The 18,437-nt window shown below is 71.5% G+C and carries 14 protein-coding genes; 9 read left to right on the forward strand and 5 right to left on the reverse strand.

Translation table 11 applies throughout. The features are described 5' to 3' along the window. Positions 1-17: 17 nt before the first annotated feature. The 3 genes from ACIP6U_RS16005 to glgX form a co-directional block, all read right to left on the reverse strand. A complete protein-coding gene (locus tag ACIP6U_RS16005) occupies positions 18-1,268 on the reverse strand; it encodes a M14 family zinc carboxypeptidase (RefSeq protein ID WP_401717279.1) in 1,251 nt (416 codons plus the stop codon). 518 nt (positions 1,269-1,786) lie between these two features. Next, complete coding sequence (gene treY, locus ACIP6U_RS16010) at positions 1,787-4,141, reverse strand: malto-oligosyltrehalose synthase (protein WP_401717281.1); 2,355 nt, start codon at positions 4,139-4,141, stop codon at positions 1,787-1,789. A 115-nt stretch (positions 4,142-4,256) separates the two neighbouring features. After that, complete coding sequence (gene glgX / locus ACIP6U_RS16015; protein WP_401717284.1) at positions 4,257-6,365, reverse strand: glycogen debranching protein GlgX; 2,109 nt, start codon at positions 6,363-6,365, stop codon at positions 4,257-4,259. Positions 6,366-6,548: 183 nt separating this feature from the next. Between glgX and ACIP6U_RS16020 the strand changes: the two genes are divergently transcribed. The 4 genes from ACIP6U_RS16020 to ACIP6U_RS16035 all read left to right on the forward strand — a co-directional run bounded on the left by ACIP6U_RS16020 (position 6,549) and on the right by ACIP6U_RS16035 (position 10,926). Beyond that, positions 6,549-7,364, forward strand: a complete 816-nt coding sequence (locus ACIP6U_RS16020) for a Tat pathway signal sequence domain protein (RefSeq protein ID WP_401717287.1) — start codon at positions 6,549-6,551, stop codon at positions 7,362-7,364. 66 nt (positions 7,365-7,430) lie between these two features. Continuing rightward, a complete protein-coding gene (locus ACIP6U_RS16025) occupies positions 7,431-8,750 on the forward strand; it encodes a copper amine oxidase (protein ID WP_401717290.1) in 1,320 nt (439 codons plus the stop codon). A 103-nt stretch (positions 8,751-8,853) separates the two neighbouring features. Next, complete coding sequence (locus tag ACIP6U_RS16030; RefSeq protein WP_401717293.1) at positions 8,854-10,092, forward strand: SAV2148 family HEPN domain-containing protein; 1,239 nt, start codon at positions 8,854-8,856, stop codon at positions 10,090-10,092. A 111-nt stretch (positions 10,093-10,203) separates the two neighbouring features. Then, positions 10,204-10,926 (forward strand): 3'-5' exonuclease, encoded by a 723-nt coding sequence (locus ACIP6U_RS16035; protein WP_401717296.1) that lies wholly within the window; start codon positions 10,204-10,206, stop codon positions 10,924-10,926. Positions 10,927-10,968: 42 nt separating this feature from the next. Here the strand turns inward: ACIP6U_RS16035 and ACIP6U_RS16040 are convergent, their stop codons facing one another. Further along, the gene (locus ACIP6U_RS16040) at positions 10,969-11,868 is read right to left on the reverse strand and encodes a phosphotransferase enzyme family protein (protein WP_401717299.1); all 900 of its coding nucleotides are present in this window, start codon (positions 11,866-11,868) and stop codon (positions 10,969-10,971) included. 186 nt (positions 11,869-12,054) lie between these two features. On the opposite strand from ACIP6U_RS16040, the gene ACIP6U_RS16045 reads away from it, so the two are divergent. The 5 genes from ACIP6U_RS16045 (at position 12,055) to mgt (ending at position 17,506) form a co-directional block, all read left to right on the forward strand. Further along, positions 12,055-12,963: a carbohydrate ABC transporter permease gene (locus tag ACIP6U_RS16045; RefSeq protein ID WP_123996918.1), complete on the forward strand. Its 909-nt coding sequence runs from the start codon at positions 12,055-12,057 to the stop codon at positions 12,961-12,963. Then, a complete protein-coding gene (locus ACIP6U_RS16050; protein ID WP_401717302.1) occupies positions 12,960-13,793 on the forward strand; it encodes a carbohydrate ABC transporter permease in 834 nt (277 codons plus the stop codon). The genes ACIP6U_RS16045 and ACIP6U_RS16050 overlap by 4 nt, the downstream gene beginning before the upstream one ends. Continuing rightward, positions 13,793-15,097 carry an ABC transporter substrate-binding protein gene (locus ACIP6U_RS16055; RefSeq protein ID WP_401717305.1) on the forward strand — a complete coding sequence of 435 codons (1,305 nt, stop codon included), beginning with the start codon at positions 13,793-13,795 and terminating at the stop codon, positions 15,095-15,097. Before ACIP6U_RS16050 ends, ACIP6U_RS16055 begins: the two co-directional genes overlap by 1 nt. 302 nt (positions 15,098-15,399) lie before the next feature. Further along, on the forward strand, positions 15,400-16,179 hold the full coding sequence (gene erm / locus ACIP6U_RS16060) for an ErmE/ErmH/ErmO/ErmR family 23S rRNA (adenine(2058)-N(6))-methyltransferase (RefSeq protein WP_401717307.1): 780 nt from the start codon (positions 15,400-15,402) through the stop codon (positions 16,177-16,179). Positions 16,180-16,267: 88 nt separating this feature from the next. After that, positions 16,268-17,506: a macrolide-inactivating glycosyltransferase gene (gene mgt / locus ACIP6U_RS16065; protein ID WP_401717310.1), complete on the forward strand. Its 1,239-nt coding sequence runs from the start codon at positions 16,268-16,270 to the stop codon at positions 17,504-17,506. 21 nt (positions 17,507-17,527) lie between these two features. On the opposite strand, the gene ACIP6U_RS16070 is transcribed toward mgt, so the two are convergent. Continuing rightward, positions 17,528-18,388 carry a DUF1963 domain-containing protein gene (locus tag ACIP6U_RS16070; protein WP_401717313.1) on the reverse strand — a complete coding sequence of 287 codons (861 nt, stop codon included), beginning with the start codon at positions 18,386-18,388 and terminating at the stop codon, positions 17,528-17,530. Positions 18,389-18,437 lie beyond the last annotated feature (49 nt).

Raw genomic sequence — 18,437 nt, forward strand, 5'->3', positions numbered from 1 at the left:
CTGTACGCGTGCGTGCCTCACTCGGCCCGCTCGCGCGCGTACAGCGCCGCCGCCACGACCGTGCGGGACTGGTGCTCGACCTGGTGCTCCAGCGGGACCCAGCGGGCGCGGAAGCGGTCCGCGAAGGCGTCGCTCCACATCGCCACGAGCCGGTCCAGGCGCGCTGCCGCGAGGTCGTCGGTCTCCCGCAGGACCCGCAGCAGCATGGCGGCCGCGCGCAGCGGCAGCCGCCGGGCGAAGGCGTCCACGCTGCCGACGTACGCCATCGTGTTGTCGGCGGGCGGTGTGTGCATCCAGTCCGCGGCCAGGCCCGGTATCAGCTCCAGCGCCCACCTGGCGGCGCGCAGCAGCGGCCCGTCGACGCCCGCAAGGCGCGGCAGCGCCTCGGTGAGCGTCCGGTCGACCTCCGTGCCGTCCCGCAGCAGCCGGCGCGCCAGTTGACGGATCGCCGCGGCCGGCGCGGGATGCGGGGCCGCGTCGTCCACCAGGTCGCTCGCCCACATCGGCACCTCCACCACCGCGGTCAGGCCGCCGTAGCGATGGGCGTGGTACCAGGTGCTGTGGCGTGCGTCGTCCGGCATGCTCGGGTACGCGGCGCCCGCGCCGGGCGAGGGCATAACATGCACCCCGGGCCCGGACGCCGACCAGCCGGCCGCGTCCGAGGCGCCGGTCTCCACCGGGATGTGCAGCTCCGCCGCGGACTTCGCGAACGGCTCGGCAAGTCCGGGCAGGTCCTTGGTCAACTGCACCCAGCTGCCGCCCAGATCGGTGCCGTGCAGGGTCACCTGGAGGTAGGGGCGCAGTTCGTCGATGACCCGGGTCAGCGTCCGGGTCTCGGGCGGCAGCCGGTCCGGCGGCAGCACCGAGGGCGCCCACTCCGGCTGTTCCTCGGCGGCCGGCCGGAAGAAACCGCGGTGGTACTCGTACAGGCTGCGCGGTGCCGGTGTGACGTGCAGGCTCGCCCCGTCGGGGTCCGCGCAGAGCAGGAAGTGCCAGGACGTGTCGGAGCGCAACTCCCGTTCCTCCAGCACGCGTTCGGCGAGCGCGAGGACCGTGGCGCCGCCGGCGGGTTCGTTGGCGTGGGCTCCCGCGACGACGAGCACGGCGCGTCGGGCATGGCCCACGGACAGCAGGTGGAGGGGCCTGCCCGCGCGGGAGGCGCCCACTTGTCGCAGCGTGCACAGAGCCGGCCGACGTAAGGCCACATCCCGTGCGAATGCTGAGAGTTGGGCCACGGTGGGGTAGCGCAGCTGCGGCAGGAGACTCACCCCCGTCACGTCCGCCCGGCTTCGCATTCGCAGTACCCCATGGCGGTTCGGGGCCTGTCAAGGACGGCACGGGGGAGGCTCCAGGGGGCGCCCAGAGGCATTTACCGCCAGCGGGAAGGGCCGTTGCTGCCAGCGGGGGTGCGGTATCCGAGAGCCCGGGGGCGTGGGCACCGGCGTACGGCCGTCGGGGCCCACCGGATGCGTGCCGAACACCCGGTCGCCGGCCGCTATGTGGCGAACGGCGAGCGGATCGGCCCGATTCCGCCGCCGCCCGGCACCGGGAGGGCCGCGGGACGGTGGCGGGGAGCCCGGGCGTGCACCGGCCGTCGCCGCCCGGCACCGCGCGCCGGCCGTCCGGCGCCGGCCCCGGGAGCGCGCGCGGACACGAGCCGGTGGCCGGTACGACGGACCGGCGCGCCACGGGGTTCCGCACGCGGGTCGGAGCACTCGGAGTACTCGGAGAACGAGGCCGGGTGCCGGACCGCCCGTACCCCTCCTCATCAGGCGTCCCGCACCCGCTAGGCGTCCCCCACCCGCTCCAGCAGCGCCACCGGCAGTCGCTCGAAAAGCTCCTCCACGCGTGCGTGCCCCGTGAACTCCCGTTCCGGAGCCAGTACGTCGGCCCAGCGGCCCGGCGGCAGCGCGAGATCGGTGTCGCGCCAGCCGCCCGCCTCCGCGAGGCGCAGCGACAGGCGGGTCACGGCCGTGACGGTCTCACCGGAGCGCGCGAACGCCACGCAGTGGGCCGCCGCCGGGCCTTCCGCCTCCAGGGGCGCATAGGTCGCCGTGTCGCCGAAGACGCCCGGCCTGCGGGCGCGCAGCCGCAGCGCCGCCGCCGTCACCGCGTCCTTCTCGCCGGGGTCCGCCGCCGGGAACGGCACCGGACGCCGGTTGTCCGGGTCCACCAGGGCGCGGTACTCGCTCTCCGTGCCCTGATAGAGGTCCGGCACCCCCGGCATCGTCAGCTGGACCAGGGCCGTGCCCAGCACGTTCGCCCGGATGTGCGGCGCCAGCGCGCGGCGCAGGGCGGTGACCTGCTCGCCGGGCGGCCCGCACGGCCCCGCTGCGACGAACGCCGCCACGGCCTCCTCGTACGCGGGCTCCTGCTCGGTCCAGCTCGTGTACAGGCCCGCCTCGCGTACGTGCTTCAGCAGGGCCTGCCCGACGCGGTCCACGTCCGTCTCGCCGAGCCCGAACACCGTCTGCCATGCCGCCCACGCCAGCTGCGGATCCGGCACGCCCTCGCCCGCCGCGGTCACGTCGGCCAGGACGTCCGCCCACCGCTGCGGGCTCTCGGTGAGCACGGCCAGCGCGGCCCGCACGTCGGAGCTGCGCTTGGCGTCGTGCGTCGACAGGGCCGTCCCGGTCAGCGGCCAGTCGCGCTGCACGCGCGCGCAGTACGCGTGGAAGTCCGCCACGGACACCGCCGGGCTGCCCGGATCGCCGCCCACCTCGGTCGCCGACAGCAGCGGTACGTAGCGGTAGAACGCCGTGTCCTCGACGGACTTGGCGCGCAGCGCCGACGAGGTCTGCGCGAACCGGACCTGGAACTCGGTGAGCGCGGGCCCCTCACCGGCCCGCCCAAGGACCAGGTCGTGCACCACGTCGACCGCGCCCGCCTCCTCCGGCACCACGAAGGCGAGCCGGGCCTCGGCGGCGGCCTCCTCGGTGACGACCGCCCCCGCGTCACCGGAGGTGTAGGGCCGGTAGACCTCCATGCGGACCAGCAGCTCCTGGAGCGCCGTGCGCAGCGCCCAGGGCGCCCGGTCGCGCAGCGCGGGATCCGGCGAGGTCGCGCACAGCCGGGCGGTCACCCGGGTCAGCCGGTCGACCTCGGCGGCCAGCTCGTGCGTGAGCACCCGGTAGGCGGCCCGCCGCACGGTCGCCGCCCAGTCGCCGCCCCGGTCCTTCTGCGGGGCCGCGAACCGGCGGTACTGGCCGAGGAGTTCACCGAACCCGGCCGGGTCGGTGAAGATTCCGTCGACGTGTCGCAGGGCGTCGTAGCCGGTGGTGCCCGCGACCGGCCAGGAGGCGGGCAGGGACTCCCCGTCCGCCAGGATCTTCTCCACCACCGTCCAGCGCCCGCCGGTCGCCTCGTGCAGGCGGCTCAGATAGGCGTCCGGGTCGGCGAGCCCGTCGGGATGGTCGACGCGCAGCCCGTCGATCACGCCCTCGCGCAGCAGTTGGAGGGTCTTGGCGTGCGTGGCCTCGAACACCTCCGGATCCTCGACCCGCACCCCGATCAGCTCCGAGATGCTGAAGAAACGCCGGTAGTTGAGCTCGGTGCGGGCCAGCCGCCACCACAGGGGGCGGTACCACTGCGCGTCGAGGAGCTGCGGCAGCGGCAGCTCCTCGGTCCCCTCGCGGAGCGGGAACTCCTGGTCGTAGTAGCGCAGTACGCCGTCCTCGACCCGCAGGTCCGCCAGGGCCTCCCCGAGCGGCTGCCCGAGCACCGGCAGCAGCACCTGGCCGCCCTGCGCCTCCCAGTCGATGTCGAACCAGCGCGCGTACGGCGACTTGGGACCCTCCCGCAGCACCTCCCACAGGGCGCGGTTGTGGCGCGGAACGGCCGCCATGTGGTTCGGCACGATGTCCACCACCAGCCCGACACCGTGCTCCCGCGCGGTGCGCGCCAGCGCGCGCAGCCCCTCCTCGCCGCCCAGTTCCTCGCGTACGCGCGCGTGGTCCACGACGTCGTAGCCGTGCGCCGAGCCCGGCACGGACTCCAGCACCGGTGACAGATGCAGGTGCGAGACGCCGAGCGAGGCCAGGTACGGCACGGCCGCCGCCGCGGCCGCGAACGGGAACTCGGGCTGCAGCTGGAGTCGGTAGGTCGCCGTGGGCACCACGGGGTCGGGTCGCTCAGGTGTCATGCAGACCTACGTACCCGCCCCGCCGCCTTTCGTGTCATCGCAGCCGCCATGCGTGTGCCCGCGTGGGCCGGCATGCGGGTGCCCGCGTCGGCCGGCCCACGGCCGCGTGCCCGGCCTAGACCGGCCGTTGCAGCACCGTCATGCTCCGGTCCACCAGCGTCAGCCGGTCCCCGGCCTGCACCTTCGGCCCGTCGCTCGGTGGCACCCCGTCCGAGCGGGCGGTGTCGACCACCACCTGCCACTGCCGGCCGTGGTTGACCGGGACCACGAACTCCAGCGTCTTCGGCGAGGCGTTGAACATCAGCAGGAACGAGTCGTCGCCGATCCGTTCACCGCGCGAACTGGGCTCGGAGATCGCGTTGCCGTTCAGGAACACCGTCAGTGCCGAGGCCCGGGCCGAGTCCCAGTCCCGCTGGATCATCTCCTCGCCCTCGGGCGTGAACCAGGCGATGTCCGACAGCTCGTCGTGGGTGCCCTCCACGGGCCGGCCGTGGAAGAAGCGCCGCCTGCGGAAGACCGGATGGTCCTTGCGCAGCCACACCATCGCGCGCGTGAAGGCCAGCAGTTCGCTGTCCTCGGTGGGCCAGTCCACCCAGGCGACCTCGTTGTCCTGGCAGTACGCGTTGTTGTTGCCGCCCTGCGTGCGCGCGAACTCGTCGCCGTGACTGATCATCGGCACGCCCTGGGAGAGCATCAGCGTGGCGACGAAGTTGCGCATCTGGCGCGCCCGCAGTCCGGCGACCTCGGGATCGTCGGTCTCGCCCTCCGCTCCGCAGTTCCAGGACCGGTTGTGGCTCTCGCCGTCCCGGTTCTCCTCGCCGTTGGCCTGGTTGCGCTTGTCGTTGTAGGAGACCAGGTCGTGCAGGGTGAAACCGTCGTGACAGGTCACGAAGTTGATGGAGGCCAGCGGGCGCCGGCCGTCGTCCTGGTAGAGGTCCGAGGAGCCCGTCAGCCGGGACGCGAACTCCGCGAGGGTGCGCTGCTCACCGCGCCACATGTCCCGTACGGTGTCGCGGTACTTGCCGTTCCACTCGGTCCACAGCGGCGGGAAGTTGCCCACCTGGTAGCCGCCCTCGCCCACGTCCCACGGCTCGGCGATCAGCTTCACCTGGGAGACCACCGGGTCCTGCTGCACCAGGTCGAAGAACGACGACAGCCGGTCCACCTCGTGGAACTGCCGGGCGAGCGTGGCCGCGAGGTCGAAGCGGAAGCCGTCCACGTGCATCTCGGTGACCCAGTACCGCAGCGAGTCCATGATCAGCTGGAGCACGTGCGGGGACCGCATGAGCAGGGAGTTCCCGGTGCCCGTGGTGTCCATGTAGTACCGGGGATCGTCCGTGAGGCGGTAGTACGACGGGTTGTCCAGGCCCCGGAACGACAGCGTCGGGCCCAGGTGGTTGCCCTCCGCCGTGTGGTTGTAGACCACGTCCAGGATGACCTCGATACCGGCCTCGTGCAGCGCCCGCACCGCCGACTTGAACTCCAGCACCTGCTGACCGCGGTCGCCCCAGGAGGCGTACGCGTTGTGCGGGGCGAAGAAGCCGATCGTGTTGTAGCCCCAGTAGTTGTTGAGGCCCATGTCCACCAGGCGGTGGTCGTTGACGAACTGGTGGACCGGCATCAGCTCCAGGGCCGTGACCCCGAGCTCGGTGAGGTGCTCGATGATCGCCGGGTGCGCGAGCGCCGCGTAGGTGCCGCGCAGTTCCTCCGGCAGCCCCGGGTGGCGCATGGTGAGGCCCTTCACATGGGCCTCGTAGAGCACCGTCTCGTGGTAGCCGCGGCGCGGGCGCCGGTCGTCGCCCCAGTCGAAGTAGGGGTTGACCACGACCGATGTCATCGTGTGCGGCGCCGAGTCCAGGTCGTTGCGCTCCTCGGGCGCGCCGAAGTGGTAGCCGTACACCTCCTCGCCCCAGCCGATCGAGCCGCTGATGGCCTTCGCGTACGGGTCGAGCAGCAGCTTCGCCGAGTTGCAGCGCAGGCCGCGCTCGGGGGCGTACGGGCCGTGCGCCCGGAAACCGTAGCGCTGGCCGGGCATGATGCCGGGCACGTACGCGTGGCGCACGAAAGCGTCGCTCTCGCGCAGTTCCACCGCCGTCTCCGAGCCGTCGTCGTGCAGCAGACACAGCTCTACTCGGTCCGCGGCCTCCGTGAAGACCGCGAAATTGGTGCCGGCGCCGTCGTACGTGGCACCGAGCGGATACGCCTCGCCAGGCCAGACCTGCATGGTCACGACTCTTTCAGGTGGAGCGCGCCGTGGGAGGCGCCTTGGTCATGAGTCTCCCCGAAAGTGATGGAACCACCTATGACTTACGTCCCTCTTACCGATCGACCAGCGGGCATACGCGGTATGCCGACCATGTGGGGCAGACACGTACTCCCTGTGACAAAGGGGGAGTAGGGGGAAGAAGTGCGCAATCTAGTGCACCGCCATCTGGGCAAGGTGGTGGCCGGTGCGGCCATCGCGGTCGCCGGGACCGCCGTGATGATCGGGATCACCCTGCCGGGCACGGCCGGGGCCGACGAATCGGGCGACGGCAAGAGCGGCGGCGGTACCCAGGCCGCTCAACAGGCCGGGCAGGACGGGGCGGTTCAGCCGGGCGTCGTCCAGCAGGCGCCGGCCGAGGGCGACAAGGGCACGGGCGGCGACCCGCTCACCGACGACGAGACGAAGCGGGCCGAGCAGATCGCCGCCAACCGGCAGCTGCTCAACTCCACCGAGAACGTGACCGGTCAGCGCGGTCCGCAGCGGCTCACCGTGGACCTCGCCGACCCGGAGAACAACGAGACGGACGACCCGGACGCGCCCCGGCGCGCCGACGTGACGTTCTACGACTACAAGGACGACACCCTCGTCACCAAGACCGTCAACCTCGCCACGGGCAAGGTCGAACAGACCGGCACCCAGCACGGTGTCCAGCCTCCGCTGAGCCGTGCCGAGAACGTCGAGGCGGGCAGGCTGCTGATCGCCGACCCGCTCGGCGCGGGCCTGAAGGCCGACTACAAGGACGCCACCGGCAACGAACTCACCTCCCCGGACCAGCTGTTGTTCAACGGCGCGGTGTACCGGGCCACGCCGGGCGCCCAGCCCGCCGCACTCGACCAGTGCGGCGAACACCGGTGCGTGCGGCTGTTCCCGAAGGTGAAGAACGGGCCCTGGATCGACGCCCGTGAGCTCGTGATCGACCTGAGCACCCGCAAGGTCGCCCGCCTCGACCGTGGCTGAGTCTCCGCCCGCGGAACACCATCCACTTGTCCAACTGACACCTCCTGCAAGGGGAGTTACCTCGTCATGCGCGTGAACAGACTCAGCCGCGCCCGCACCCGTACGGCCGTCGGCCTCTCGGTGGCCGCGCTGGCGGCCGGCGCGACCACCGGCGCCGGACCGGCCGTCGCCCAGCCGAAGGCGGCCCCCGCGGCGGCCGCCGACTGCAGCGCCGCCTACAAGATCGAGCAGAAGCTCGCCACCGGCACCACCTGGCGGATGTGCTACCGCTACGACAGCAAGGCCGGCCTCGTCCTCGACAACGTCTCCTACCAGCCCAAGGGCGAGACCAAGCCGATCAAGGTCCTCAACAGCGCCCGGCTTGCCCAGATCGACGTCCCCTACGACGACGGCAGCGTCGAGTACGACGACCTGACCGGCTTCGGCTTCGCCCAGGGCCTGGTGAACCTGGCGCCCGGCGAGTGCCCCGGCGGCACCATCAAGACCGTCAAGGTCCCCGACGCCTGGGACCCGGCACACCCGAACGTCAAGGGCCTGTGCACCACGACGCGTTCGCGCGGCCACGCCTACCGCATGCAGGGCAACAGCGCCAACCAGGTCTACCAGGCCCAGGGCAAGGACCTGCTCGTCTACACGGTCAACCAGGTCGGCTGGTACGAGTACATGACCGAGTGGCGCTTCCAGGACGACGGCACCATCAACATGAACGTCGGCGCCACCGGCAGCCTCTCCTACGAGGACTACGACGCCGGCGACGGCCGCGGCTGGCCCATCGGCAAGGGTGCCAAGGCCTTCGCCACCAGCCACGCCCACAACGTCTTCTGGCGGCTCGACTTCGGCCTGGACGGCTCCTCCAAGGGCAAGGTCGAGCAGTACGACTCGGCCGTCACCGCGCCCGCGCCCGGCCGGCAGGCCCCGAGCACCAAGACCACCCGCACCAGCGTCACCAAGGAACTCGCGGGCGACATCAAGACCTACCGCTGGTGGCGGATGGTCAGCGCGACCGGCAAGAACAAGGACAACCACGCGCGCTCGTACGAGATAGTGCCCGGCACCACCACCAAGTACCCGGGGCGCAGCTTCACCAAGCACGACCTGTACTTCACCGAGTACAACAAGTGCGAGCAGTTCGCGAGCAACAACCCGGGCAACTGCCCTGCTCCGGCGGGCAAGTCGGTGGACAAGTGGGTCAACGGGCAGACCCTCACGCACCCGATCGTCTGGATGAACGTGGGCTTCCACCACATCGCCCGGGACGAGGACCAGCAGCCCATGCCGATCCACTGGCAGGGCTTCTCGATCTCCCCGCGCGACGTTACGGCTATGAATCCGCTCACTCCCGATGCCCTCGCGTCACAGAACGGCCACTGGCGACCGAGTAGTTGAGAAACGACCCTGTCCAAGCGGCTGCACCGCCGACCGCTCCCGGAGTACCCTTCCTTGATCGTTGACACGGAGAGTGCTCGGGGGAGCGGAAGGCGGTGCGCGGGTGGGCTCGGGAGGGCTGGAGCTGCCCCCTGGTGACGAGGGTCACGAGGGGAACTCCACAGACGTCCCGCCCGGCACGGTGTCCCTGGCCAGGCCCATGGAGACGAGTTCCATCGGGCCGGAGCTGGACTGGGACGCCGACGCCTGGCGCGAGGTGCGTACGCGCGCCCAGCGAGCCGGCCGGGCCTACATCTGGCTGAACCTCGTCGAACAGCGGCTGCGAGCTGTCGTGGCCGCTGTTCTGCGTCCCATCTACGAACCCGTCCACGCCGACGACTGGGTGGTCGCCGCCGCCGGACCGGCCGGTCAGGAGTGGGTGCAGCGGGCCGTCGCCGTCCGCGAAGTCAGCCGCCGCAAGGGCTACTTGCTCGACCCGGCCGACGACAACGTCCTCAGTTTCCTCACCCTGCCCCAGCTGCGCGAGCTGATGGTGCAGCACTGGCCGTGCTTCGAGCCCTACATAGACGACCGCCGGGACGTCGAACTCGCCCTGGACGAGCTGGAGGTGACCCGCAACGTCGTCTCCCGCAACCGGGCCCTGTCCGAGGCCGTCCTCAACCAGGCCGAGCGGGCCTCGGCGAAGCTCCTCGACGTCCTCGGCGCCGGCGGGGACGTGCCGTCCGCGCGCCGGCTGCCCGTGGACGCGGTCGAGGACCTGGTCGGCGACCGGTACGCGGACGTGGTCGCCGTACACACCGACCGGGTACGGCTGTTGCGCCAGTTCCCCGCCGAGGACATCTTCGGCGGCGCCCGCCGGCTGGACGCCGTCGGCATCGGCCTCAACCTGCTCGTGCAGAACTTCTCCGGGCGCCGTCTGGTGCGCCTGGCCGAGGCCGGCTGCCGGGTGCGGCTGCTGTTCCTCAACCCGGCCTCCAGCTCGGTCAAGCGGCGCGAGCGCGAACTGGGCATGAAGCGCGGCGAGTTGAGCCGCGCGGTCGAGATGAACATCCTGCACATGCGCCGGGTCCGCTCCCGGCTGCGCGACCCGGGCGCCTTCGAGATCCAGGTCTACGACGAGACCCCGCGCTTCACGGCCTACCTCGTGGACGGCGACGGCGCCGACGGCATAGGGGTCGTCCAGTCCTATCTGCGGCGCTCCAGAGGCATGGAGGGCCCGGTGTTCGTCCTGCGTAACGGGAACCGGGTGGTCAAGTCCGGCGATGTGGACGACACCGGCCTCTTCCCGACCTACCGCGAGGAGTTCGAGACGTCCTGGGCGGATTCGCGGCCCGTGTCCTGAAGTGTCGTGCACACCTCCGCCGGTAAGCGGAAGGCGGTCCTCTGATTGTCAGTGGCACATGGGATCGTGGAGACCACTGGGGGAAAGCACCACCAAGAAGGGGGGCCGCCGATGGGCTGGCACCAGGAGCTGCTGGTCGGCTTCGACCTGGAGACGACCGGGACGGATCCGCGTCAGGCGCGCATCGTCACGGGTGCCGTGATCGAAGTAAGGGCGGGCGAACCGGCCGGCCACCGGGAGTGGCTGGCCGACCCGGGCGTGGAGATCCCGGCGGACGCGGTCGCCGTGCACGGGATCAGCAACGAACGGGCGGCGGGCGAGGGCCGCCCCGCCGACCAGGTGGCGGACGCCATCGCGGACGTCCTCGTGGGGTACTGGAAGACGGGCGTCCCGGTCGTCGCGTACAACGCGGCCTTCGACCTGAGCCTGCTCTCCGCCGAACTGCGCAGGTACGCCCTGCCGTCCCTGCGCGACCGGCTGGGCGGCATCGACCCGGCCCCGGTCATCGACCCGTACACCATCGACCGCTGGGTCGACCGCTACCGCCGCGGCAAGCGCAACCTGGAGGCGGTCTGCACGGAGTACGGCGTCCCGCTCGACTCCGCCCACGACGCCTCGGCCGACGCCCTGGCCGCGGCCCGGCTGGCCGGTGCCATAGCCGACCGCCACCCCAAGATCGCGGCCCTCGGCCCGGCGGAGCTGCACCGCCGTCAGATCGAGTGGTACGCCGAGTGGGCGGCGGACTTCCAGAGCTTCCTGCGCCGCAAGGGCGACGAGACGGCGGTGGTGGACGGCGTCTGGCCACTGCGCGAGCCGGCCGACGAGACCGTCTGAACAGCCTTGTGTTACAAGGGGTCGGGCCTTGCGCCAAAGGGCTCAGAACGGATACCAGCGCACCGACTCGTCCCCGTCCCGCAGTGACGCCACCCGGCGTTCGAACTCGGCCAGCGCCTTGGGATTGCTCGGCGCGTGCTGGGCGACCCAGGCGCAGCTGGCCGTCTCGCGGGCACCGCGCAGTACCGAGCAGCCGTCCCACTCGCGCACGTCCCAGCCGTACGCCTCGGTGAAGGAGTCGTAGGCCTCGGCCGGCAGGCCGTAGCGGTCGCGGGAGAGGGCCATGACCACCAGGTCGTGCTCGCGCAGGTCGGCGGAGAAGGTCTCCAGGTCGACCAGGACAGGACCGTCCGGGCCGACATGCACATTGCGGGGCAGCGCGTCGCCGTGGATCGGGCCGGGCGGCAGCTGCGGAGTGAGTCCGGCCGCGGCCGACGCGAACCCGTCCCGGCGCTCGCGCAGATACGCCGCGTCCGCCGGATCGACCGCGTCGCCCGCCAGGCGCAGCCAGCGCTCCACCCCGTTCAGCAGCTCGCGGGGCGGGAGCTCGAGGGTGCCGCCGGAGAAAGAAGGGGCGGGGGAGGAGGGGGCGGGGGAGGGAAGGGCGTGGACGAGGCGTAGCAGTTCGGCCAAATCCCGGGGCTCGGCGGGGCGTACGGGATCGGGCATGCGGTGCCACACGGTCACCGGATGCCCCTCGACCAGCATCGGCTCCGGCCGCGCCGCGCGCACCGCGGGGACGCCCGACTCGGCGAGCCACAGCGCGATGTCCAGCTCGCGGCCCGCCCGGTCCAGGAGTTCGGCGTCGCGACCCACCTTGACGACCAGGTCACCGGCGGCGAACACCGCGTTCTCGCCCAGGGCGAGGAGCCGCGCGTCCGTTGCCGGCCCGGGCAGCACTTCCGCCGCGGCCAGTACGTCCCGGGCCCGTGCCTCGTCCATCGTCCGCCTCCGTGCTCGACCTCGCGTTGGCGTCGGGTTCTCGCCATCGGACGTTCAGTCTCGCATCCATACAGGTGAGACCTGGTGCGCACGCCCTTGACGGGGCGGTTGACCTTCACGACCATGGCCGGGTTTGGCCACGCCGAACAGCCGAACAGAGGAGAGCCGAACAAAGGGGAAGATTCCGTGGCGTTGGTGTCGAATGCCGGGAGACCGACCGCGCGCCCCGGCGAACGCACCGCATGGTTCCTCGTGCTGCCCGCGCTGCTGCCGATCCTCGTGCTGAGCGTCGGACCCCTGCTCTACGGCATCCTGCTGGCCTTCACCGACGCCCAGTCGGGCCGTACCCGCTCCACCCAGTGGATCGGCGGTCTCAACTTCCAGGACCTGCTGCACGACACCCTGTTCTGGGAGTCCTTCCGGATCGGGCTGGTGTGGGCGGTCGGGGTGACCGTGCCGCAGTTCCTCCTCGCGCTCGGCCTCGCCCTGCTGCTCAACCAGGACCTGCGGCTGAGATGGCTGGCCCGCGCCCTCGCCATCGTCCCCTGGGCCATGCCCGAGGTCGTCGTCGGCATCATGTGGCGGCTCGTCTACAACCCGGACGCGGGCGTCCTCAACGAGACCCTGCGCGACCTCGGCCTCGGCGACGGCCGGGACTGGCTCAGCGGCCTGGGCACCGCCCTGCCCGCGGTGATCGTCGTCGGCGTCTGGGCGGGCATGCCGCAGACCACCGTCGCACTGCTCGCCGGGCTCCAGAACACCCCGCGCGAACTCCACGAGGCGGCGGCGGTCGACGGCGCCGGCGCGTGGCGCCGCTTCCGCACGGTCACCTGGCCCGCCCTCAGACCGATCGCCCTCGCCATCACCGCGCTCAACCTGATCTGGAACTTCAACTCGTTCGCCCTGGTCTACGTGCTGACCAGCGGCGGCCCCGGTGGCCGCACCCGCCTGCCCATGCTGTTCGCCTACGAAGAGGCCTTCCGCTACGGCCAGTTCGGCTACGCGGCGGCCATGGGCTGCGTGATGGTCGCCGCGATCTCGGTGCTGCTCGCCCTCTTCCTGGTGGGCCGGCTCAGGGGAGGCGACGACGCGTGAGGACCCGCACCAGCGCCCGAGTCGGCCAGTACGCGGCCCTGCTCGCGTATCTCGTCTTCCTCGCCTTCCCCTTCCTCTGGCTCATCTCCACCGCGTTCAAGTCCCCGCGCGAGCTGGGCAGTCTGCACCCCACCTGGATCCCCGACCACCCCACCCTGGACAACTTCCGCCAGGCCTTCGACGAACAGCCCCTGCTGCACGCGGCGTTCAACTCCCTGCTCGCCGCGGCCGGTGCCGCGCTGGTCGCCGTGGTGATCGCGACCCCGCTGGCCTACGTCATGGCCCGGCAGCGCGGCCCGCTCACCCGGGCCGCGACCGGCTGGGTGGTGGTCAGCCAGGCCTTCCCGCTGGTCCTGGTGATCATCCCGCTCTTCCTGGTGCTGAAGAACCTGCGCCTGATCGACTCCCTGATCGGGCTGATCCTCGTCTACGTCGTCTGGGCGCTGCCGTTCTCGCTGTGGATGCTGGCCGGCTATGTCCGGGCGGTACCGGCCGAGTTGGAGGAGGCGGCGGCGGTCGACGGGGCCGGGCGGCTGCGGACGCTGGTGTCGGTGGTGGCGCCGCTGCTCATGCCGGGGATCGTGGCGACCGCGCTGTTCGCCTTCGTCACCGCGTGGAACGAGTTCTTCTTCGCGCTGGTCCTGCTGAAGACCTCCGACAAACAGACCCTGCCGGTGGTGCTCACCCACTTCATCGGCGCCGAGGGTGTGGCGGACCTCGGCCCGCTCGCGGCGGCGGCCTTCCTCGCGACCCTGCCCTCACTGGTCGTCTTCGCGGTCATCCAACGGCGGATCACCGGCGGCATGCTCACCGGGGCGGTGAAGAACTGATGCGCGGCAGGACAGTCGGTGGCGTCCCCGCGGTCACGGCCCTCCTGACCGTGCTGGCCCTGCTGTTGGCCGGCTGCACCAGCGGTGGCGGTGACTCGGCCGACGGCCGCGTCACCCTCCGCTTCCAGTCCCTGGCCTGGCAGGAGGAGTCGGTCAAGGCCAACAAGGAACTGGTCGCGGAGTGGAACAGGACCCACCCGGACGTCAAGGTCGAGTACGTGCAGGGCAGTTGGGACAGCGTCCACGACCAGCTCCTCACCTCCTTCGAGGGCGGTGAGGCACCCGACATCATCCACGATGCCTCCGACGACCTGGCCGACTTCGCCTACGGCGGCTACCTCGCCGATCTGCGCGAGCTGCTGCCCGAGCGGCTGAAGTCCGACATCCCGCAGCGGAGTTGGGAGACGGCGACCTTCGGGGACGGCGTCTACGGCGTGCCGTTCCTCCAGGAGCCGCGGGTGCTGATCGCCGACGCGACCTGGCTGAAGGAGTCGGGCGTACGCATCCCGACGCCCGAACACCCTTGGAGCTGGGCGGAGTTCAGGGACATTACCCGTCAGCTGAGCGGGGACGGGAAGTACGGGGTCGCCTGGCCGCTGAAGGAGCCCGTCTCCGCCACGCTCAACCTGTCCCTTTCGGCCGGCGGACAGCTCTTCCATCGGGGCGCGGACGGCAAGGTGACCGTCCGGTTCGAGCCGAGCGACGAGGTGGTGCCGCGCACGGTGCACGACCAGGTGAACACCGATGACAGCGCGCCGAGTTCGACCCTCGGCAGCGGCGGCTCGGACACCCTTCCCGGCTTCTTCGGCGGCAGGTACGCGATGGTCCCGCTCGGCTTCTCCTACCGCCAGCAGATCGTGCAGCAGGCGCCCAAGGGCTTCAAGTGGCAGGTACTGCCTGCCCCTGCCGGCGCCGACGGGCTGACCCAGGGCGTCAGCCCGCAGACCCTCTCCATCGCCGAGGACAGCCCGCACAAGAAAGAGGCCGTGGAGTTCGTCGACTTCCTGCTGCGGCCGAGCAACATGGTGCGGCTCGCCCTCGGCGACTGGATGCTGCCCACCGGCACCCAGGCCCTCAAGGACCCGGCCCTGCACACCGCCGAGAACGGCTGGGCCACGGGCACGGCCCTGGCGCGGTACCTGCGGCCGGCGCCCGCGCAGTCCGTGCGGGGCTATCCGGAGTGGAAGGACAAGGTGGCGACCCCCGCCTTCCAGGAGTACTACAGCGGGGCGATCGACCTCGACGAACTGCGCGAACGGCTGGAGAAGGACGGGAACCTGGTGCTCGCCCGCTATCAGCGCTGACGCGCCGGGCGGAAAATCCGTTGCCGGGTGGCGGTGGGCGCACCTAGCGTGCCGTTCATGGCAGCGTTCAACGCGATCTTCAACACCGGTCTCGGCCGGGGCACCACGCACTCCGTTCGGATGCGTCGTGGTCCCGGTGCCCTGACCGGTACGGGAAGCCACGCTGATCGCCACTGAAATCGGCTGACCTTCGCTGATTTCCTCGCGGTGCGGTCCGCGCCCCGTTCTTCGCTTTCGCCTGTCTTCCGGTCAGGGCCTTCGGCTGCCCTTTCCCCTTTCACGGAAGACAAGGACCGCAGGCCATGGCCCGCCCCACTCGGACTTCTCGCGCGCTCTCGCAGAACTTCCTCGCCGACCGCGCCACCGCCGAATACGTCGCCCGACTCGCCGTCCCGCGCGGACGACAGGTACCCCTCCTGCTCGAAGTGGGAGCAGGGAAAGGTGCGTTGACCGTGCAGCTCGCTCCCCGGTGCCGGGAGCTGCACGCCCACGAGATCGATCCCCGGCTCGTGCCCGGGCTCCGCACCCGCTTCACCGACACACCCCAAGTGCGTGTCGTCGCCGGGGACTTCATGGACACCCGGCCCCCACGCACGCCGTTCGCCGTCGCCGGGAACGTGCCCTTCTCCCGTACCGCCGCCATCGTCGACTGGTGTCTGCGGGCACCCGCCCTCACCGACGCCACGCTGCTCACCCAGCTCGAATACGCCCGCAAACGCACCGGCGACTACGGCAGTTGGACCCTGCTCACCGTCCGCAGCTGGCCGCGCTACGAGTGGCGGCTGGTCGGTTGCGTCGAGCGGAGGCGGTTCCGGCCGGTGCCGAGCGTGGACGCGGGGATCGTCCGGATCGAGCGGCGCGGCACCCCGTTGCTCGAACCGGATGTGTATGAGGGCTGGCGGCAGCTGGTCGAGCTGGGGTTCTCCGGCGTCGGCGGCTCACTGCACGCTTCCCTGCGACGGGCCTGCCCCCGGCGCCGGGTCGATGCCGCGTTCCGGGCGGCGGGGCTGGATCCGCGGGTGTTGGTGGGGGAGGTGTCGCCGGGAAAGTGGCTGCGGCTGCATGAGGTGCTGGCGAGGTAGGGACGGTGGGGCGCTGACGGTGCAGGGCGTGCCTGGCGTGCCGGTAATTGATTGGACGAGACGTCTCGTCTCGCCTACCGTCTCTCGTATGACCAGTCGCCCCCGCACCGCCGCTCCCGCCCGCACCACCACCCCCGCCCATATCGCCATGTTCTCCATCGCCGCCCACGGCCACGTGAACCCGAGCCTCGAAGTGATCCGTGGGCTCGTCGCCCGTGGCCACCGGGTCACGTACGCGATCCCGCCGGCGTTCGTGGAGAAGGTCGCCGAGACCGGTGCCGAGCCCAAGGTGTGGAACTCCACGCTGCCGGGGCCCGACGCCGATCCGGCGGACTGGGGCAGCACCCTCCTCGACAACGTCGAGCCGTTCCTGGCCGACGCGATCCAGGCGCTGCCCCAGCTGATCGAGGCGTACGACGGCGACGAACCGGACCTCGTCGTGCACGACATCACCTCGTACCCGGCGCGCGTCCTCGCCCACCGCTGGGGCGTGCCCGCGATCTCGCTCTCACCGAACCTCGTCGCCTGGGAGGGCTACGAGGAGGAGGTCGCCGAGCCGATGTGGGCCGAGCCGAAGAAGACCGAGCGCGGCCAGGCCTACTACGCCCGCTTCCACGCCTGGCTGGAGGAGAACGGGATCACCCGGCACCCCGACCCGTTCGCCGGCCGCCCCGACCGCTCGATCGTCCTGATCCCCAGGGCGTTGCAGCCGAACGCCGACCGGGTCGACGAGTCGGTGTACTCCTTCGTCGGCGCCTGCCAGGGCGCTCGCGCGGCCGAGGGGGAGTGGCGGCGGCCGGCCGGTGCCGAGAAGGTGGTGCTCGTGTCGCTCGGGTCGAGCTTCACCGACCGGCCCGACTTCTACCGGGCCTGCGCCGAGGCGTTCGGCGGGCTGCCGGGCTGGCACCTCGTCCTGCAGATCGGCCGGCACGTGGACCCCGCCGTCCTCGGTGACCTGCCGGCGAACGTCGAAGTCCACTCCTGGGTCCCGCAGTTGGCGATCCTCAAGCAGGCCGACCTGTTCGTGACGCACGCCGGTGCGGGCGGCAGCCAGGAGGGGCTGGCCACCGCCACCCCGATGATCGCCGTACCGCAGGCCGTCGACCAGTTCGGCAACGCGGACATGCTCCAGTCCCTCGGTGTGGCCCGCCATCTGCCCACGGCGGAGGCGACGCCCGAAACCCTGCGCGCGGTCGCCCTGTCCCTGGTCGACGACCCCGAAGTCGCCCGCCGGCTCAAGGAGATCGGTGCCGAGATGTCTCAGGAGGGCGGCACCCAGAGGGCGGTCGACCTGATCGAGGCGGAACTGCCGCCACGGACCGCCTAGTTGCTCTGGCGTCCGGCACTGTCAGGGATTCCAGAAGACCGTGGCGCACGTACGGTCGAAGCGCTGTGCGGCCAGGTCCTCGCGTTGGATCGCCCAGTGCACCGTGGCGCCCTCGATGCCGTCGATGCCGGGGTTCCAGTCGGCGAGCAGGACCCAGTCCGCGACATCGGCGGACACCGTCCCGCCGCCGGGCCACCGGCCCTCCTGCGCCGTATGCACCGCGCACTGCACGACGGTGGTGACCGGGTCGAGGTAGACGGCCTCCTCCGAGGAGTAGCCGCCGAGCTGGAGCGGTCCGTCGCCGGCGATGTCGTCGAGGGTGTCGTCCCACACGCGGACCAGGTCCTCGGAGCGGGGGTGGCCGGGGAGCGGTCGGCTGTAGGGGCTCTCCGGGATCTCGACCGCGCAGTGGTACGGCAGGGAGACGTCGGTGCTCGCGCGCAGTTCCTCCTGCGGGAACTTCTCGATCAGCTCCCGGAACTCGTCGACCTCGAAGAGGTCCCCGGAGTCCTTGTCCCGCTCCGTCACGGCCGTGCCCGCGGGTACGTACACGACCTCGCCCATGTTCTCGAGGCTGCCGTCGCCCTCGGGGAAGGCGAACAGGAGCAGGTGGCCGTCGGTCGGCAGGGGGAGGTCCGTCGCGTCGGCGGGCAGGGCCGCGAGGTCGATGGAGGCGACGAAGGGGAAGTAGGGGTCCGGGACGTCGGCGGGCAGCAGCAGGGGCCCGCCGAACCGGCCCACCACCGGCCCGTCCCCGTCCTTCGACAGGGTCGCGCAGGGGCGGGCGGTGTCCAGCCAGCGCTCCACGTCCTCGGCCGGGATGCCCCGGGCGATCGCCGTGTCACGGAAGGGACCTAATCTGTCCCGCAGTTCAGGAGTCATGCGGGGAACCGTAGTGCTCGGCTCCGACAACGGTACGGCGAGGGCCCGT

This window comes from Streptomyces sp. NPDC088794 (assembly GCF_044750545.1).
In the GTDB taxonomy this organism is placed as follows: Bacteria; Actinomycetota; Actinomycetes; order Streptomycetales; family Streptomycetaceae; genus Streptomyces.